The 17375-nt window shown below is 66.0% G+C and carries 15 protein-coding genes and 1 pseudogene; 15 read left to right on the forward strand and 1 reads right to left on the reverse strand.

Annotation, left to right across the window (positions count from 1 at the left end; genetic code table 11):
• Positions 1 to 13: 13 nt before the first annotated feature.
• The gene (gene aspT / locus IB257_RS30465; RefSeq protein ID WP_192493291.1) at positions 14 to 1714 is read left to right on the forward strand and encodes an aspartate-alanine antiporter; all 1701 of its coding nucleotides are present in this window, start codon (positions 14 to 16) and stop codon (positions 1712 to 1714) included.
• Here the strand turns inward: aspT and IB257_RS30470 are convergent.
• Positions 1711 to 2646 (reverse strand): LysR substrate-binding domain-containing protein, encoded by a 936-nt coding sequence (locus IB257_RS30470; RefSeq protein WP_054450925.1) that lies wholly within the window; start codon positions 2644 to 2646, stop codon positions 1711 to 1713. The two genes, aspT and IB257_RS30470, sit on opposite strands and share 4 nt — an antisense overlap.
• 95 nt (positions 2647 to 2741) lie before the next feature.
• Here IB257_RS30470 and IB257_RS30475 point away from each other — a divergent pair, with 95 nt between their 5' ends.
• The 14 genes and pseudogenes from IB257_RS30475 to IB257_RS30540 all read left to right on the forward strand — a co-directional run.
• Positions 2742 to 3947 carry a CaiB/BaiF CoA-transferase family protein gene (locus IB257_RS30475; protein ID WP_054450927.1) on the forward strand — a complete coding sequence of 402 codons (1206 nt, stop codon included), beginning with the start codon at positions 2742 to 2744 and terminating at the stop codon, positions 3945 to 3947.
• Positions 3944 to 4711 carry an enoyl-CoA hydratase/isomerase family protein gene (locus IB257_RS30480; protein WP_175213995.1) on the forward strand — a complete coding sequence of 256 codons (768 nt, stop codon included), beginning with the start codon at positions 3944 to 3946 and terminating at the stop codon, positions 4709 to 4711. The genes IB257_RS30475 and IB257_RS30480 overlap by 4 nt, the downstream gene beginning before the upstream one ends.
• 65 nt (positions 4712 to 4776) lie before the next feature.
• Positions 4777 to 5751, forward strand: coding sequence for a tripartite tricarboxylate transporter substrate-binding protein (locus IB257_RS30485; protein WP_054450932.1), 975 nt, complete (start codon positions 4777 to 4779; stop codon positions 5749 to 5751).
• A gap of 10 nt (positions 5752 to 5761) precedes the next feature.
• On the forward strand, positions 5762 to 7588 hold the full coding sequence (locus IB257_RS30490) for an acyl-CoA dehydrogenase (RefSeq protein ID WP_192352640.1): 1827 nt from the start codon (positions 5762 to 5764) through the stop codon (positions 7586 to 7588).
• 148 nt (positions 7589 to 7736) lie between these two features.
• Positions 7737 to 8378, forward strand: a complete 642-nt coding sequence (locus IB257_RS30495) for a peroxiredoxin (protein WP_042792543.1) — start codon at positions 7737 to 7739, stop codon at positions 8376 to 8378.
• A 271-nt stretch (positions 8379 to 8649) separates the two neighbouring features.
• On the forward strand, positions 8650 to 9630 hold the full coding sequence (locus IB257_RS30500; RefSeq protein ID WP_225589316.1) for a sulfate ABC transporter substrate-binding protein: 981 nt from the start codon (positions 8650 to 8652) through the stop codon (positions 9628 to 9630).
• A gap of 24 nt (positions 9631 to 9654) precedes the next feature.
• Entirely contained in the window at positions 9655 to 10545 is an 891-nt protein-coding gene (cysT, locus tag IB257_RS30505; RefSeq protein ID WP_054450938.1) for a sulfate ABC transporter permease subunit CysT, read from the forward strand.
• Positions 10542 to 11441, forward strand: coding sequence for a sulfate ABC transporter permease subunit CysW (gene cysW / locus IB257_RS30510; RefSeq protein WP_054450940.1), 900 nt, complete (start codon positions 10542 to 10544; stop codon positions 11439 to 11441). Before cysT ends, cysW begins: the two co-directional genes overlap by 4 nt.
• A 12-nt stretch (positions 11442 to 11453) precedes the next feature.
• Positions 11454 to 12518, forward strand: a complete 1065-nt coding sequence (locus IB257_RS30515; RefSeq protein WP_054450941.1) for a sulfate/molybdate ABC transporter ATP-binding protein — start codon at positions 11454 to 11456, stop codon at positions 12516 to 12518.
• Complete coding sequence (locus IB257_RS30520; RefSeq protein WP_192493292.1) at positions 12515 to 13258, forward strand: phosphoadenylyl-sulfate reductase; 744 nt, start codon at positions 12515 to 12517, stop codon at positions 13256 to 13258. Before IB257_RS30515 ends, IB257_RS30520 begins: the two co-directional genes overlap by 4 nt.
• Positions 13259 to 13299: 41 nt before the next feature.
• Positions 13300 to 14208 carry a sulfate adenylyltransferase subunit CysD gene (cysD, locus tag IB257_RS30525; RefSeq protein ID WP_192493293.1) on the forward strand — a complete coding sequence of 303 codons (909 nt, stop codon included), beginning with the start codon at positions 13300 to 13302 and terminating at the stop codon, positions 14206 to 14208.
• Between the two features lie 41 nt (positions 14209 to 14249).
• Positions 14250 to 15548 carry a sulfate adenylyltransferase subunit 1 gene (locus IB257_RS30530; protein WP_192493294.1) on the forward strand — a complete coding sequence of 433 codons (1299 nt, stop codon included), beginning with the start codon at positions 14250 to 14252 and terminating at the stop codon, positions 15546 to 15548.
• A 212-nt stretch (positions 15549 to 15760) separates the two neighbouring features.
• Positions 15761 to 17107 (forward strand): PA0069 family radical SAM protein, encoded by a 1347-nt coding sequence (locus IB257_RS30535; protein ID WP_192493295.1) that lies wholly within the window; start codon positions 15761 to 15763, stop codon positions 17105 to 17107.
• A 72-nt stretch (positions 17108 to 17179) separates the two neighbouring features.
• A pseudogene (locus IB257_RS30540) lies at positions 17180 to 17375 on the forward strand (hypothetical protein); the annotation flags it as partial.

Raw genomic sequence — 17375 nt, forward strand, 5'->3', positions numbered from 1 at the left:
GCGACATGACGACATGACTTGTACGGTCGGGTTTTTCAATAGCGTTCCCATCGCAGTGCTGTTTGTGACGGTGGGCTTGGGATACCTGATCGGCAAGCTGAAAGTCGGACCGATCCAGCTAGGCGGCGTGTGCGGAACACTCATCGTCGCCCTGCTGATCGGCCAGACGGGTTGTCAGATGCGCGGCGACCTCAAGGAAGTCGCCTTCGCCCTGTTCATATTCGCGATGGGGTACTCGGGCGGGCCGCAGTTCTTTGCCAACCTGAACCGCTCCAGCTTGCGCTACATCGCGCTGCCTATCATCGAAGCATTGCTGGTGCTGACCATCGTGCTGGCCGCGGTGCCGCTGTTCGGCCTGGACGCTGGGACGGCGGCGGGCCTCGCGGCCGGCGCGGCCACCGAATCGGCCGTGGTAGGCACGGCGGCAGAGGCGCTCAAGCATCTGGGCCTGGCGGATGCCGAGGTCCAGCGCATGGAAGCCAACATCGCCACGGCCTACACGCTGACCTATCTGGTTGGCCTGATCAGCATCGTGTTCTTCACCAGCCAGGTAGCGCCAGCCCTGTTGCGCATGAATCTGCGCGAGGCTTCCAAGGCATTGGAGGAAAAGCTCGGCGTGGCGGCCGGAGAGGGCGAGGACGCGAACATGCCCACCTTGCCGCGGCTGGTGGGACGCTCGCACGTGGTCAAGGACGCGGATGGCAAAAGCGTGGCTGAAGTGGAAGCCGCGCTGGGCGGACGCACCGTCATCAGCCGCATCCTGCGCAATGGCGAGGCGGTGGATGCCACGCCCGGCGACATGCTGGCCACGGGCGACATCGTGGTGGTGCTGGGCTTGCGGCGCTTCGCGCTGCGCGCGGGTTCCGTCATCGGACCCGAAATCCAGCTGCCGGAGGCGCATGCCGACGACTTGCAGCTGAGCGAGCTGGCCGTCATCGTCAACAAGAAGGCCGTCAATGGCCATACCGTCGGCGAACTGGCGAAGCGGCCCAACGCCCAACGCGCACGTGGCGTGTTTCTGCAGTCCATCGTGCGCTCGGGCCATGCCTTGCCGATCACGCCAGCCACCGTGGTGCAGTACGGCGACCTGGTTACGCTGGTCGGCGCCGAGCCCGAACTCTCCCAGGCCGGCGCGGCGCTGGGCAACGAGCTGCGGCGCAGCGGCGTGACCGACCTGGTGTTCCTGGCGTTCGGCATCCTGGCCGGCTTGTTGATCGGCAGCCTGAGCGCGCGGATGTGGGGCATCCCCGTGTCGCTGGGCAGTGGCGGGGGCGCGCTGGTCAGCGGTCTGGTCTGTGGCTGGATTAACGCCAAACGGCCCTCGATAGGCCACATGCCGGACCATGCCGTGCAGTTGCTGAAGGATCTGGGCCTGGCTGTGTTCGTGGCCTGCGTGGGCTTGTCGGCGGGGCCGGAAGCCATCGCGCTGATCCGCGAGCACGGCGCGGTATTGCCGCTCATCGGCCTGCTGGTGTCGCTGGGGCCTGCCTGCCTGTCGCTGTGGGTGGGACACAAGATCCTGAAGATCGAAGGTCCCTTGCTGGTCGGCGCCATCGCTGGCCAGCATGTCAGCACGCCGGCCATCAGCGCCATCCTGACCTCCAGCGGCAGTTCCGTGCCGCTACTGGGCTACACGGTGACCTACGCCATCGCCAACGTGCTGCTGCCAGTGCTGGGGCCGATCATCGTGTCGCTGGCGCACCATCTGGGTTAGCGCGGGCTCTGCTTCAGCAGCGCGCATCCCTGCCACGCCTGATCGTCGATCAGGCGTTTTATTTCGTCCTTGCACAAGGCCATGATCTGGCTCACCGCCGGCGTGGGGGGCAGGCTCTCGCTGGCGCATAGCACCAGTTCGCGCGACAGCGTGTCGTCCAGGGCATGCGCCACGATCGACCCTTCCGCGATTTCGGGCTGCGCGGCCGAGCAGGGCAGGATCGTGGCGGCCATGCCGCTGCGCACCGCGGGGACGAGGATGGCCGAGGTGCTGGCTTCGGCAAACAGATTGCAGGTCAGGCCGGCGGTCAGGAAGGCATGGTCCAGGCGTGCGCGCAGCGTGTTGGGCAGGCTGGGCAGAACCAGGGGCAAGGCGGCGAAGTCCGCGATGGCCAGCGTGCGGCGCGGCAGCGCGACGCTGGCGTGAGCCAGCAGGAACAGGCTCTCGCGCAGCAGCGGCGTGCGCAGCAGTCCCTGCATGGGTTGCTGGTCCGGCGACAAGGAAAAATCGATGCGTCCCTGCAGCACCAGCTTGGTCAGGTCCGCGCTGGGCACATCGACGATTTCCAACACCACCGAAGGCAGCTCCGCCTTGGCCCGGCGCATCAGCGGCAACGCCAGCATGCGCGCGGTGCTGGAGGCCAGTCCTATCGACACCGTGCCGGTGACCTGGTCCCCGGTCTTGGACAGCAGGCTGCGAGTGCTGTCGACCTGACGCAGGATGGTTTGCGCGTGCCGGTACAGCAACAGGCCTTCCGCGGTGGGCTGGGCGCCTTTGACCCCGCGCACCAGCAGTGCGACGCCCAGGCTTTCCTCCAGAAGCGCCATCTGCTGACTCAGCGCGGGTTGCGCCACATGCAGACTTTCGGCGGCCCGGGTCATGTTGCGCATTTCAACCACCCGGACGAAGTACTTGAGCTGACGCAGATTCATAGAATAAGAAAATCTTATGAATGGATCGGAAAACAGTATTTTCGGGACCTGTGAAGCGCTGCCTAGAATGGGCTTCGCATCACGGGAGGACGAACATGAGTCTGCCATTGGCAGGGCTGAAAGTGCTGGATCTGACTCGGGCCCTTTCCGGGCCTTTCTGCACAATGATTCTGGGAGACCTGGGCGCCGAGGTCGTCAAGGTGGAACCCATGCCCGCCGGCGAGATGGCGCGGCAGTGGGGCCCCTTCGATGATGACATAAGTGTTTATTATCTTAGTGCCAATCGCAGCAAGCAAGGCATAGGCGTGGACTTCCGCAAGCCGGAAGGGATCGCGCTGCTGCGCAAGATGGCCCTGGCTTCCGACATCGTGGTCGAGAACTTCAAGGTCGGAACGATGGAGGCGATGGGCCTGGGATACGAGGCGTTGGCGCAAGAGCATCCGGGCCTGATCATGGCGTCGATTTCCGGCTTTGGCAGCAAGGGGCCGGCACGGGACTGGGCCGGATTCGATCAGGTCGCGCAGGGCTATTCGGGCTTCATGAGCCTGACCGGCACGCCGGAATCGGGGCCGATGCGGGTGGGCGTAGCCGTCGGCGACTTGAGCGCGGGCATGTGGCTGACGATAGGAATACTGTCCGCGGTCGCGCAGCGCGCCTCGACTGGTCGCGGGCAGCATGTGGAAACCTCGCTGCTGGCGGGCCTCATGGCGTTGCTCAGCGTGCAGGGCCAGCGCTACCTCAGCAAGGGGGAGATCCCGGAACCCTGCGGCAACGTGCATCCGGTCATCGCGCCCTACGGCACCTTCGAGACCGCGGATGGGCCGCTCAACCTGGCGCCCGCGACCCAGGCGATGTGGGTCAGGCTTTGCGGCATTCTCGGACTCTCCCATCTGGTGTCCGACGAGCGGTTCCTGACGAACGCCGAGCGCATGCAGCACCGCTATGCGTTGAAGCAGGAGCTGGAGGCGGGGCTCAAGCGCAAGACGCGCATGGAATGGACCGCGCTGATGATCGAGGGCGGCATTCCCGCAGGGCCCATCAATACCCTGGAGGACGTGTTCGCCGACGCGCAGGTGCAGGCTTGCGGGCTGGTCCGCTCGTTGACGCATCCGGTGTTGGGCGAATTGCGGCAGGTGGACCTGCCCCTGGGCCTGAGCGGCGCGCAGGCGCCGAGCCGCCGCGCTCCGCCCGTGTTCGGCCAGCACACGCGCGAGGTATTCGCCCGTTACGGGATGGCAGATGCCGAGATCGACCGGCTGCTGGCCGAGGGCGTGGCGCATCAGGCGGAGACGTGCACATGACGGGTTCCGCCGATACGCCCAGCCTTGCCGTCGACGGCCACGTGGCGACCATCCGGCTGCGCAGGCCCGGCCATGCCAACCGGCTCGGGCCGCAGGACCTGGCGGTCCTCAGAGAGCATCTGGACAGGGTCAACGCGGACGACGCCGTGCGGGTGCTGCGCTTTCAATCCGACGGCAAGTATTTTTGCAGCGGGTATGACATTTCGTCCCTGGCGTCCGACAGCGCGCCCAGCTCTCTTTATTTTGGCCAGACCATGGACCTGATCGAGGCGGCGCGGCCAGTGACCATCGCGGCGGTGCAGGGCGGGGCCTATGGCGGCGGCACGGACCTGTGCCTGGCTTGCGATTTCCGCATCGGCACGCCGCAGTCCGACATGTTCATGCCGGCCACGCGCCTGGGCCTGCACTTCTACGCGGGCGGCATGTCGCGCTATGTGACGCGCCTGGGCCTGGACCAGGCCAAGCGCCTGTTCCTGACGGCGGAAAAAATCCAGGCCGACGAAATGCTGCGCATCGGATTCCTGACGGAGCTGGTGCCGCAAGAAATGCTATCGGCCCGGCTGGACGCCTTGAGCGCGCAGATTGCGGCAATGGCTCCGATTCCGCTGTTCGGCGTGAAAGCGCACCTGAACCGCATCGCGCGGGGCGAGCTCGATCTGGCCGCAATCGAGCAGGCGGTGCTGCGTTCCGAGCAGTCCCGCGACCTGGCCGAGGGCGCGCGGGCGTGGAAGGAGAAGCGCGCGCCGGATTTCACCGGCCGCTGACGCGGCCGGCGCATGACCAGAGAGCCGCGCCACAAGCGGCTCCGATTCCATCAAAGGAGACCCTGATGAAACCTGCTATTGCCGTCCATGGCGCCTTGCTTGCCGCCATCGCCTTGTCCGCGATGTCCGGTGCCGCGCATGCCGCCGATCCTTATCCCTCCAAACCCCTGACCTTGGTGATCGGGTTCCCGCCCGGCGGCGGGGCGGATCAAGTGGGGCGGGTCTATGCGAATGCGCTGGCCAGGCAATTGAAGCAGCCGGTGGTCGTGGAAAACCGCCCTGGCGCCGGTTCCACGATCGGCGCCAGCCTGGCCGCGCGCGCCGCCGCCGACGGCTACACGCTGTACCTGGGGAATTCCAGCGTCATGGGCAGCGACAGCGCCTTGTACAAGGTGGATTACACGCCGGACAACTTCGTGCCCGTGGCCCAGCTCACGACCGGCCCCATGGTCCTGATCGCGAACGCAAAGCTGGGGCTGAAAAGCGTGCAGGACCTGATAGACCGGGCCAGGAGCAAGCCGGGGTCCATCAATGTCGCCTCGTCCGGCAACGGCGTCATCACGCATCTGGCCGCGGTCGAGTTCATGACGCTTGCCAACGTGAAGCTGATGCACATTCCCTTCAAGGGGGGCGCCGCGGCGGCGCAGTCCGTGGCGGCGGGCGACACCGATATCTCGTTCGCCACGGCGCCTTCGGCCAAGTCGGTGATCGATACGGGCAAGGTGGTGGCCCTGGCGGTCACGTCTGGCCAGCCCTCGCGCCTGTTGCCCTATCCGACCATCGCGCAGACCGTGCCCGGCTATGACGTGTCCAACTGGTGGGGAATCTTTGCTCCCAAGGGCACGCCGCCGCAGGTGCTGGACACGCTGTTCAAGGCCAGCAACGATGTGCTGGCGCTGGCCGATGTGCAGCAGGGCATGGCGGCCGGATACGAGGAAGTGACGCCGTCCGCGTCCTTGGCCGCGTTCGGGGAGTATGCCCGCAAGGAAGGAAGCAAGGGTTTAAGATTGGCCAAAGAGAGTCAGGAAACGGCCAATTGATGGAGACCCCATGCCCTACGTAACCCCGCTGCAGGACTTCCGCTTCGCTTTGAAGGAGCTGGCAGGACTCGATGACGTCCTGAAACTGCCCGGCTTCGAAGAAGTCACGCCGGATCTGGTGGACGCCATCCTGGAAGAAAACGGCCGCTTCGTCGAGCAGGCCGTGGCGCCTTTGAACGTGCCGGGCGATACGCAGCCGCCGGTCTGGAAGGATGGCCAGGTCACGACCACGCCGGGCTACGCGCAGGGCTTCAAGGATTACGCCGCGGGCGGCTGGCAGGGCTTGCAGCATCCGGTGGAGTGGGGCGGGCAGGGCCTGCCCAAGCTGGTCGCGGCGGCGCCGGGCGAGAACATCCAGGCGGCCAGCCTGGCGTTTTCCCTGTGTCCCATGCTGACGGACGGCGTGATCGAAGCCTTGTTGACGGTCGGATCGGACGCGCAACGCAAGCAGTACGTGCCGCAGCTGATCGGCGGCAAGTGGACCGGCACGATGAACCTGACCGAACCGCAGGCCGGCTCGGACCTGGCGCAGGTCGCGACTCGTGCGGTGAAGCAGGACGACGGCAGCTACCGGCTGACGGGCCAGAAGATCTTCATCACCTATGGCGACCACGATCTGGCCGAGAACATCATCCATCTGGTGCTGGCGCGCACGCCGGACGCGCCGGCCGGCGTGAAGGGGATCTCGCTTTTCATCGTGCCCAAGTTCCTGGTGCAGGCCGACGGCAGCCTGGGCAAGCGCAACGACGTCTGGTGCGCGTCGCTGGAGCACAAGCTGGGCATCCACGGCAGTCCCACCGCAGTGCTCATGTACGGTTCGGGCAAGGGCGACGTGGGCGAAGGCGCCATCGGCTATCTGGTCGGCGAGCAGAACCGCGGCCTGGAATACATGTTCATCATGATGAATGCCGCCCGCTATTCGGTGGGGCAGCAGGGCATAGGCGTGTCCGAACGCGCCTATCAGCATGCCCTGGCCTATGCGCGCGAGCGCGTGCAGGGCCGCGCGGTCGAAGGGTCGGCCGGCCCCGTGGCCATCGTGCGCCATCCGGACGTGCAGCGCATGCTGATGACCATGAAGGCGCTGACCGAGGCGGCGCGCGCCGTGTCCTACGTGACGGCGGCCGCGCACGACAAGGGCACGCATCATCCGGATCCGGAGCAGCGCTCGCGCAACCGGGCCTTCTATGAGTACATGGTGCCCATCGTCAAAGGATTCTCCACCGAGACCGCGGTCGAGGTCGCATCGCTGGGCCTGCAGGTGCACGGCGGCATGGGCTATATCGAGGAAACCGGGGCCGCGCAGTATTACCGCGACGCGCGCATCCTGCCCATCTACGAAGGCACGACCGCGATCCAGGCCAATGACCTGGTCAGCCGCAAGACGCAGCGCGACGGCGGCGCCACCGCCCATGCCGCGATCGCGGCGATGCGCGAGACGCTGCGCGCAGTCGAGAACGAGGCGATGCGCGCGTCGGCGGACGATCGCGAAGGACTGCGCCTGCTGCGCGACAACCTGGACAGCGCCATCCAGGCCTACGAGGCCGGCGTGGCATTCATCCTGGAGCAGTCGCCGACCAATATCAGGGCGGTCTATTCCAGCAGCGTGCCCTATCTGATGCTGGCCGGTGTGGTGCACGGCGGCTGGCAGATGGCGCGGGCCGTGCTGGCCTGCCGCCGGCATCTGGCGGCAGGATCCACCGATCCGTTCTACGGGGCCAAGTTGGCGACCGGATTGTTCTACGGCGCCCACATCCTGCCGCGCGCGCTGGCCCTGTCCGCCGCAGTGCGGGCCGGGGTGGTGGCGGACGCCTGCGGCGCCAGCTTGAATATTGCATAAGGTTATATGACTTGCGTATTTCCCCGGCTACAGGTTTGATGGAAGAATCGTTTCACAGACGCTGACCTGCGCCATGAAACGCTTTTCCTGCGCTGCCCGCCGCGACGGGCGGCCAGCCCCCAACCTGCATCCGCACACTGGAGACACCATGAGTCATCTACGCCTGGGCGACACCGCCCCTGATTTCGAACAGGAATCTTCGGCAGGGCCGATCCGCTTCCATGAGTATCTGGGCAACAGCTGGGGTGTTCTTTTCTCGCACCCGGCCGATTTCACGCCCGTCTGCACCACTGAACTGGGCTACACCGCCAAGCTGGCCGACGAATTCGCCAAGCGTAACGTGAAGGTGCTGGCGCTGTCCGTGGACGGCACCGATTCGCACACCAAGTGGATCGAGGACATCAACGACACGCAGTCCACCAAGGTCAACTTCCCGATCCTGGCCGACAAGGACCGCAAAGTGTCCGAGCTTTACGACATGATCCATCCGAACGCCAACGCCACGCTGACCGTACGCTCGGTGTTCATCATCGACCCCAACAAGAAGGTGCGCCTGACCATCACGTATCCGGCCAGCACCGGCCGCAACTTCAACGAGATCCTGCGCGTCATCGACTCCCTGCAGCTGACCGACAGCCACAGCGTGGCCACGCCGGTGAACTGGGAAGACGGCGACGATGTGATCATTGTTCCGTCCTTGCAGGACGAGGCCGTGATCAAGCAGAAATTCCCGAAGGGCTACAAGGCCGTGCGTCCCTATCTGCGCATTACGCCTCAGCCGAATAAGTAAATTCGGAAATCGAAGGGGCGGGTCCCCGTTAGCAACCGCCGCCTGCCCCTTGGGGAGGCGGCGGCTTTTCATTGGGGCGCGCATGGGGCCAGGGCAAATTCCCATTGCTGGGACACCGGTCCTATATGCCTGCGAGCGATGAGCAACCAAATAATGATTCGTTCCGTTCAGAACGCCCAGCCAGCACACTTGCTCCCACATTGCCGAACACAGGGAGCATGGGATGTCTTTCAGGAAAGCCGGTTGGTTGGCCGCCTTGGCCGCAGTGACGATGTCGTTTGCCGCGATTGCGCCGGCGCAGGCACAGCAGAAGCAGACGCTCCTGAATGTCTCATATGACCCGACCCGCGAGCTGTATCGCGCCATCGATGATGCGTTCATCAAGCAGTACAAGGACAAGGCCAACGTCGACCTGACCATCCGCCAATCGCACGGCGGTTCGGGCCGCCAGGCGCGCTCCGTCATCGACGGCCTGGAAGCCGACGTGGTGACGCTGGCGCTGGCCTATGACATCGACGCGGTTGCCGACCGTGGGCTGCTGCCTGCCGATTGGCAGGCCCGCCTGCCGCAGAACAGCTCGCCCTACACCTCCACCATCGTGTTCCTGGTGCGCAAGGGCAACCCCAAGCAGATCAAGGACTGGGACGACCTGGTCAAGGATGGCGTGCAGGTCATCACGCCCAATCCCAAGACCTCGGGCGGGGCGCGCTGGAACTACCTGGCCGCCTGGGCCTATGCGCTGGAGAAGAACGGCGGCAGCGAGGACAAGGCCCGCGCCTTCGTGGGCGACCTGCTCAAGCACGTGCCGGTGCTGGACACTGGCGCGCGCGGCGCCACCACCACCTTCGTGGAGCGCGGCGTGGGCGATGTGCTGCTGGCCTGGGAAAACGAGGCTTTCCTGGCGCTGGAAGAGCTGGGTCCGGACAAGTTCGACATCGTGGTGCCGTCGCTGTCCATCCTGGCCGAGCCGCCGGTGGCCGTGGTTGACAAGGTCGTGGACAAGAAGGGTACCCGCGCCGCGGCGCAGGCCTATCTGGAATTCCTCTACACGCCCGCCGCGCAGGAAATCATTGCCAAGAACTACTACCGGCCCATCGATAAGACCGTGGCCGCCAAGTACGAAAGCAAGTTTCCCAAGGTCAAGCTCGTGACCATCGACGACAAGATCTTCGGCGGCTGGCGCAAGGCGCAGAAGGACCACTTCAGCGACGGCGGCACCTTCGACCAGATCTACCTGCCGCAAAAGAAATAAGCATCTGACGATCGGACGACGGCCATGACGACAGCCTCGAACCCGGTGGCAAGCGGCGCGCAAGCGCCTTTTGCCTTTCGGCGCAACAGCCCGGGCGTGCTGCCCGGATTCGGCATCTCGATGGGCTACGCGGTGCTGTACCTCAGCATCCTCGTGCTCATTCCGCTGGCGGCCTTGCCGATCAAGAGCGCGGGCCTGGGCTGGCAAGGCTTCTGGGACGCGGTGACCGCGCCGCGGGTGCTGGCCTCGTACAAGCTGACCTTCGGCGCGTCGTTGATCGCGGCGCTGGTGAACCTGGTGTTCGGCACGGTGGTGGCCTGGGTGCTGGTGCGCTACCGCTTTCCGGGCAAGAAGATTCTGGATGCGCTGGTGGATCTGCCGTTCGCGCTGCCCACGGCGGTGGCGGGCATCGCGCTGACCTCGCTGTATTCGCAGAAGGGCTGGCTGGGCGGACCGCTGGCCGACTGGTTCGGCTGGAAGGTGGCATTTACGCCCCTGGGCATCGTGATCGCGTTGATCTTCATCGGCGTGCCGTTCGTGGTGCGCACGGTGCAGCCGGTGCTGGAAGACGTGGAGCGCGAAATCGAGGAGGCCGCGGCCAGCCTGGGCGCCAACCGCTGGCAGACCATACGCCGGGTGCTGCTGCCCATCATCATGCCCGCCTTGATGACGGGCTTCGCGCTGGCGTTTGCACGCGCGGTGGGCGAGTACGGCTCGGTGGTGTTCATTGCCGGCAACATGCCGATGGTGTCCGAGATCACGCCGCTACTGATCATCGCCAAGCTCGAGGAATTCGACTACGCGGGCGCTGCCGCCATTGCCACGGTGATGCTGGTGCTTTCCTTCGCGCTGTTGCTCGTCATCAATCTGCTGCAGGGCTGGCAGGCCCGCCGCAACCTCGGGAGGCTCGCATGAGCGCCGCGGACCGTCCCGCCCATCTGACCGAGCCGCGCTGGGTGCGCGGCGTGCTGCTCTTCATCGCGCTGGGATTCCTGGCGCTGTTCCTGCTGGTGCCGCTGGCAGCGGTATTCGCCGAAGCCTTCAAGAAGGGCTGGCAGCTGTACCTGGACGCCATCGTCGAGCCGGACGCGCTGTCCGCCATCCGACTGACGCTGCTGGTGGCGGCCATCGCGCTGCCGGTAAACCTGGTGTTCGGCGTGGCCGCGGCCTGGGCGATCACCAAGTTCCAGTTCCGCGGCAAGCAGTTCCTGATCACCCTGATCGACCTGCCGTTCTCGGTGTCGCCGGTGGTGGCCGGCCTGGTGTTCGTGCTGCTGTTCGGCACCCAGGGCTGGTTCGGCGGCTGGCTGCAGGAACATGACATCAAGATCGTCTACGCGGTGCCGGGCATCGTGCTGGCCTCGCTCTTCGTGACCTTTCCGTTCGTGGCGCGCGAGCTTATCCCCCTGATGCAGGCGCAGGGCAGCGAGGAAGAGCAGGCTGCGCTGACCCTGGGCGCCAACGGCTGGCAGATCTTCTGGCGCGTCACGCTGCCCAACATCAAGTGGGGCCTGCTGTACGGCGCCATCCTGTGCAACGCGCGGGCCATGGGCGAGTTTGGCGCGGTGTCGGTGGTGTCCGGGCAGATCCGCGGCCTGACCAACACCATGACCCTGCACGTCGAGATTCTCTACAACGAGTACCAGTATTCCGCGGCGTTCGCCGTGGCGTCGTTGCTGGCCCTGCTGGCGCTGGTGACGCTGGTGGCCAAGAACGTCGTCGAGTGGCGCAACGCGCGCTTTCAGCAGGCCGCCGACCTGCCGGTCGAGTATCCCGGCCAGCCGGCCGCCATCAAGCCGGCCCTGGCCTGACAGGAGACAAGCATGAGTATCGAAGTCCGCAATCTATCCAAGCGCTTCGGCCAGTTCCGCGCGCTCAACGACGTCTCGCTGCATATCGAGACGGGAGAGCTGGTCGCGCTGCTGGGCCCGTCGGGCTGCGGCAAGACCACGCTGCTGCGCATCATCGCGGGGCTGGAGTCGGCTGATTCCGGCAGCGTGCTGTTCGCGGGCGAAGACGCTACCGCGGTGGACGTGCGCCAGCGCCAGGTCGGTTTCGTGTTCCAGCACTACGCGCTGTTCAAGCACATGACGGTGTTCGAGAACGTGGCCTTCGGCCTGCGCGTCAAGCACCGCTCGCAGCGTCCTTCGGAGGACGTGATCCAGCGCAAGGTGCATGACCTGCTGGGCCTGGTGCAGCTGGACTGGCTGGCCGACCGCTATCCCGCGCAGCTCTCCGGCGGCCAGCGTCAGCGTATCGCGCTGGCGCGCGCGCTGGCGGTGGAGCCGCGGGTGCTGCTGCTGGACGAGCCCTTCGGCGCGCTGGACGCCAAGGTGCGCAAGGAATTGCGGCGCTGGCTGCGCCGCCTGCATGACGAGCTGAATGTGGCCAGCGTGTTCGTCACCCATGACCAGGAAGAAGCGCTGGAAGTGTCGGACCGGGTGGTGCTGATGAACTCGGGCCGCATCGAGCAAGTCGGCACGCCGCGCGAGGTCTGGGAAGCACCGGCCACGCCCTTCGTCTACGGCTTCCTGGGCGACGTCAACCAGTTGCAGGGCTTTGCCACGCGGGGCGTCTGGAACGGCGCCGGCCTGTCCTTGCCCGCGCCAGAGCTGGCGCAGGCCGAAGCGCAGCGCGCCACGGCCTACGTACGGCCGCACGAGTTCGAAGTCGAGCGCTACCGTGCCGGCGCTGACGGCATTCCGGTGCGCCTGGCACACGCCTTCCTTGCCGGTCCCAGCGCCTATCTGGAGCTGGCGAGCGAGGATTCCGACGCCATCATCGAAGCCGAGGTGCCCGAGTCCCTGTACCGGGAGTTGGGCCTGCGCGATGGCGAAATTCTGTTGGCGCGTCCGCGGCGGGCGCGCATTTTCGCGACGCAATCATGAGCACTACCGATCTTTTGCCTGAACTCGAGGCGGGCCTGGCCGCGCGCTGGCGCGAGCTGGGCGCACGCCTGGCCGACGTGCAGCAGCGCTACCCGGACGCCGCGCTGGCGTCCTCGCTGGCGGCCGAGGACATGCTGCTGACGCACGCCATCTACAGCGCCGGCCTGGACCTGGGAGTCTTTACGCTGGACACGGGCCGGCTGCACGCCGAAACGCTGGGCGTACTGGACGCCGTGCGCGAACGCTACGGCCGCGAGGTCTCCGTGTACCGGCCGATAGCGGCCGCGGTCGAGCAGCACGTCGCCGAACACGGCGCCTATGCGTTCTATGAAAGCGTGGAGCTGCGCAAGGCCTGTTGCCAGATCCGCAAGGTCGAGCCGCTCAAGCGCGCGCTGGCCGGACGCGGCGCCTGGATCACCGGGCAGCGGTGCGCGCAATCCACCACCCGCGGCGAACTGCCGCTGGAAGAACACGACCAGACCTTCGGCCTCTACAAGTTCAATCCGCTGGCCGAATGGAGCGAAGAGGAAGTCTGGTCCGCCATCCGCGCGCTGGGCATCCCGTACAACCCGCTGCATGACCAAGGCTACCCGTCCATTGGTTGCGAACCCTGTACCCGCGCCATCCGTCCGGGCGAGGACCTCAGGGCAGGGCGCTGGTGGTGGGAGTCATCGGACTCCAAGGAATGCGGCCTGCATGCGGGCAACCGGGTCATCGGCATCGCGGCGCGCGCCGACTGATGCGGCCCACGAATTCGAAATCTGTTTTAGGGGAAGTGCATATGTCTGCAGTGATCCAACGCAGCCACCTGGATTGGCTGGAATCGGAAGCAATATTCATCCTGCGCGAGGTGGCCGCCGAAAGCGAGAAGCCCGTGCTGCTGTTCTCTGGCGGCAAGGACTCCGTGGTGCTGCTGCGCCTGGCCGAGAAGGCATTCCGGCCGGGACGCTTTCCGTTCCCGCTGATGCACATCGACACCGGCCACAACTTCGACGAAGTGATCGCCTTCCGCGATGCGCGCGCGGCAGAACTGGGCGAGACCCTGATCGTGCGCAGCGTCGAGGATTCGATCGCGCGCGGCAGCGTGGTGCTGCGCCGTGAGACCGATTCGCGCAATGCCGCCCAGGCCGTGACGCTGCTGGAGGCGATCGAGGAATTCGGCTTTGACGCCTGCATCGGCGGAGCGCGCCGCGACGAGGAAAAGGCCCGCGCCAAGGAACGCATCTTCTCGTTCCGCGACGAGTTCGGCCAATGGGATCCGAAGGCGCAGCGTCCGGAACTCTGGAACCTGTTCAATACCCGCGTGCATCGCGGCGAGAACATGCGCGTGTTCCCGATCTCGAACTGGACCGAGCTGGACGTCTGGCAGTACATCCAGCGCGAGCAGCTGGCGCTGCCGTCGATCTACTACAGCCACCAGCGCGAGGTCGTGCGCCGCAAGGGCCTGCTGGTGCCGGTCACGCGGCTGACCCCGCCGCAGGATAGCGAACAGGTCGAACGCCTGCAGGTGCGCTTTCGTACCGTGGGCGATATCTCCTGCACCTGCCCGGTGGCGTCCGATGCCGCCGACACCCGGGCCATCATCGCCGAAACAGCGGTGACCGACATTACCGAGCGCGGCGCCACGCGCATGGACGACCAGACTTCCGAGGCCTCGATGGAGCGCCGCAAGAAGGAAGGCTATTTCTGATCGCTTGACACGCCGGCATCAGCCGGCGACCAGGAACGCACATGAACGCACTCAACGATTCTTTTCTTTCCGGCGCCGATACGGGCGTGCTGCGCCTGATCACCGCCGGCTCGGTGGATGACGGCAAATCGACGCTGATCGGCCGCCTGCTGTATGACAGCAAGGGCGTGTTCGCCGACCAGCTGGACGCGATCTCGCGCGCCAAGCACAAGCGCGTGGCGGGCGACGGCATCGACTTTTCGCTGCTGACCGACGGCCTGGAGGCCGAACGCGAACAGGGCATCACCATAGACGTCGCCTACCGTTACTTCTCGACGCCCGCGCGCAAGTTCATCATCGCCGACGCGCCGGGCCACGAGCAGTACACGCGCAACATGGTCACGGGCGCGTCGACCGCCGACGTGGCCGTCATCCTGATCGACGCCACCCGCGCGGCCGACGGCGTGCTGCTGCCGCAGACCAAGCGGCACAGCACCATCGCGCGCCTCTTGGGCATCCGCCATATCGTGGTGGCGGTCAACAAGATGGACCTGGTGGACTGGGACCGCGCCGTCTTCGAGCGCATCCGCGATGCTTATGCGGATCTGGCAGGCAAGCTGGGCATCGAGCACTTCGACGCCTTGCCGCTGTCGGCGCTCAATGGCGACAACGTCGTCACCTTGTCGCCGCAGACGCCGTGGTACGACGGGCAGCCTTTGCTGGCCTTGCTGGAATCGCTGGACCTGGCAAGCGACGGCCGCGCCTTGCCGCTGCGCTTTCCGGTGCAATGGGTGGCGCGCCATGACGGCAGTCGCAAGGATGACTTCCGCGGCTATGCCGGCCGCGTCGCCAGCGGCGTGCTGCGGCCGGGCGACGAGATCACGGTGCAACCCTCGGGCGTGACGGCAGTTGTGAGCGAAGTGCGCGCCTTCGACCGCGCGCTGGATGAGGCGGTGGCGGGCGACTCGATCACGCTGGTGCTGGATCGCGACGTGGACGTGTCGCGCGGCGACGTGATCGTGCATGCGTCGGCGCCGGCGCAGGTCGCGCGCGAATTCGAAGCCGAGCTGTGCTGGCTCGATGCGCAGGCCTTGAATCCCGCGCGCAAGTATCTGTTGAAGTCGGGTACGCGCCTGACCTCGGCGAAGATCCGCGCGGTGCTGTCGCATCGTGACATCCACGAATTGCAGGAAGTGGAGAACACCGAGGGCACGCTGCGCATGAACGACATCGGACGCGTCACGCTCACCACGCGCGAGTCGTTGGCGGTTGATTGTTATGCCGATGTGCCCGCGACGGGCGCATTCATCCTGATCGACGAGGCCACGCATCAGACTGCTGCGGCAGGCATGTTGCGCTAATCCGCAAGAGGCCGGAAAACAACGGGTTTCCAGCCCCTGCGGGACCTGTTGTTTTTCTGCTAGATCCAGTATTGGCGCGGGCTTCCGGGCGATCTCGCCTGGTGAAATCGATTTGTCCGGACGGCGCCGGCGTCTTGCGGTAAAGTGGGGCTGTCTTACGAAAAGGCTTTTGGTGCTTGTCAAAACCACTGTGTTTTTGTACAGTAGTTTTCATGGCACGCACCGATCATTCTTTTCCCGCCGGTTCTGGGTCCCCGGCTGCCGCCCCCGCCGCCTTGCGCGGTCGGGGTGCGGTTACTAATGTTCGGCATCGCTTTCAGCGCGATGACCGCGTGCAGGTCGACGACGGCTGGTCCTCCTCCGGCCTGCCCGCCGACTTCATAGATTCCGTCCCCGATAATTTCCCCGAAGCTGCCGCCGGTGAGCAAGCCGCCCGCGTCATTCCCATCCTGCCGGATGCGCGCATAGCGCCCGCCGCTCCCAAGACCACGGTCACTGCTGAAGAAGCGCGCAAGATGCTGTCGCGCAACGATTCGCCCGATATCCCCTTCGACGTGGCAGTGAATCCGTACCGGGGCTGCGAGCATGGCTGCGTCTATTGTTACGCCCGGCCCACACATTCCTACCTGGGCCTGTCGCCCGGGCTGGACTTCGAAACCCGGCTGGTGGCCAAGGCCAACGCGGTAGAGGCCCTGCGCGCCGAACTCGCGCGGCCCGGCTACAAGCCGTCTCCCATCAACATCGGTTCCGCCACCGACGCCTACCAGCCCATCGAACGCGAATGGCGGCTGACGCGCGGCCTGCTGGAACTGATGCTGGAAACCCGCCATCCGCTCACCATCGTCACCAAGAACGCGCTGGTCGCCCGCGACCTGGACCTGCTGGCCGCGCTGGCCGAGCAGAAGCTGGTGGTGGTGTACATGAGCATCACCACGCTGGACGCCAGCATGGCCCGCACGCTGGAACCGCGCGCCGCCGCGCCGTGGCGTAGGCTGGAAGCCGTGCGCAGCCTGACCGACGCCGGCGTGCCGGTCGGCGTGCTGGTCGCGCCCATCATCCCGTTCATCAACGACGAATCCATGGAGCACATCCTCCAGGAGTCCAAGGCGGCCGGCGCGCACTATGCCAGCTACACCGTCCTGCGCCTGCCCTGGGAGGTCAAGACCCTGTTCGAGGATTGGCTCAACGCCCATTTCCCGGACCGCGCCCAGCGCGTCCTGCATCGCATCGAAGACCTGCGCAATGGCCGCCGCAATGATCCCAACTTCGGGTCGCGCATGCGCGGAACCGGCGTCTGGGCCGATCTGCTGCGTCAGCGGTTCACCATCGCCACGCGCAAGCTGGGCCTGAACCGCCATCGCCTGGCGCTGGACTGCGACCGTTTCCTGCCTCCTGCCGCAACTGCGGCGAAGGCTGCCGATTTCCTATCCCCGGTTGGCGCGCAAGCGTCTTCAGGGGTCCCTTTTCCCGCCGTATCGCCCGCAGCCGGCGGCGCGCACGGGCGCGCAGCGCGCCAGTTGCAAGCCATGGCCGCAGGCCAGTTGTCATTGTTCGATTGACCGCCGGCTGCCGCCGCGGATGCCTGCCGGGGGGCTACGCCTGGCGCTGGACCGTCTTTCCTAGGAGTTCCCATGAACACCGCTGATATTTCCGTCTTGTCGGATGAACTCGTCGTTACGCTGAACCCGCTGCGCCGCGGCACGAACCGCGCCCGCGCCTGGTGCGCCCGGGTGGCCGGCATGGCGCTGCCCTGGAACACCTCCGGGGCCGATGTCGAGCCGCGCCGCCGCGTGCGGCCCGGCTCCGCGCCGGCTCGCTGGCCGTTCC

It is taken from the genome of Achromobacter sp. ACM03 (assembly GCF_014851665.1).
Taxonomy (GTDB): domain Bacteria; phylum Pseudomonadota; class Gammaproteobacteria; order Burkholderiales; family Burkholderiaceae_B; genus Achromobacter; species Achromobacter aegrifaciens.

Bases quoted from the DNA above. Each gene is read 5' to 3' on its own strand.
- aspT (WP_192493291.1), top strand. From the start codon at position 14: ATGACTTGTACGGTCGGGTTTTTCAATAGCGTTCCCATCGCAGTGCTG.
- IB257_RS30470 (WP_054450925.1), bottom strand. From the start codon at position 2,646: ATGAATCTGCGTCAGCTCAAGTACTTCGTCCGGGTGGTTGAAATGCGC.
- IB257_RS30475 (WP_054450927.1), top strand. From the start codon at position 2,742: ATGAGTCTGCCATTGGCAGGGCTGAAAGTGCTGGATCTGACTCGGGCC.
- IB257_RS30480 (WP_175213995.1), top strand. From the start codon at position 3,944: ATGACGGGTTCCGCCGATACGCCCAGCCTTGCCGTCGACGGCCACGTG.
- IB257_RS30485 (WP_054450932.1), top strand. From the start codon at position 4,777: ATGAAACCTGCTATTGCCGTCCATGGCGCCTTGCTTGCCGCCATCGCC.
- IB257_RS30490 (WP_192352640.1), top strand. From the start codon at position 5,762: ATGCCCTACGTAACCCCGCTGCAGGACTTCCGCTTCGCTTTGAAGGAG.
- IB257_RS30495 (WP_042792543.1), top strand. From the start codon at position 7,737: ATGAGTCATCTACGCCTGGGCGACACCGCCCCTGATTTCGAACAGGAA.
- IB257_RS30500 (WP_225589316.1), top strand. From the start codon at position 8,650: ATGTCGTTTGCCGCGATTGCGCCGGCGCAGGCACAGCAGAAGCAGACG.
- cysT (WP_054450938.1), top strand. From the start codon at position 9,655: ATGACGACAGCCTCGAACCCGGTGGCAAGCGGCGCGCAAGCGCCTTTT.
- cysW (WP_054450940.1), top strand. From the start codon at position 10,542: ATGAGCGCCGCGGACCGTCCCGCCCATCTGACCGAGCCGCGCTGGGTG.
- IB257_RS30515 (WP_054450941.1), top strand. From the start codon at position 11,454: ATGAGTATCGAAGTCCGCAATCTATCCAAGCGCTTCGGCCAGTTCCGC.
- IB257_RS30520 (WP_192493292.1), top strand. From the start codon at position 12,515: ATGAGCACTACCGATCTTTTGCCTGAACTCGAGGCGGGCCTGGCCGCG.
- cysD (WP_192493293.1), top strand. From the start codon at position 13,300: ATGTCTGCAGTGATCCAACGCAGCCACCTGGATTGGCTGGAATCGGAA.
- IB257_RS30530 (WP_192493294.1), top strand. From the start codon at position 14,250: ATGAACGCACTCAACGATTCTTTTCTTTCCGGCGCCGATACGGGCGTG.
- IB257_RS30535 (WP_192493295.1), top strand. From the start codon at position 15,761: ATGGCACGCACCGATCATTCTTTTCCCGCCGGTTCTGGGTCCCCGGCT.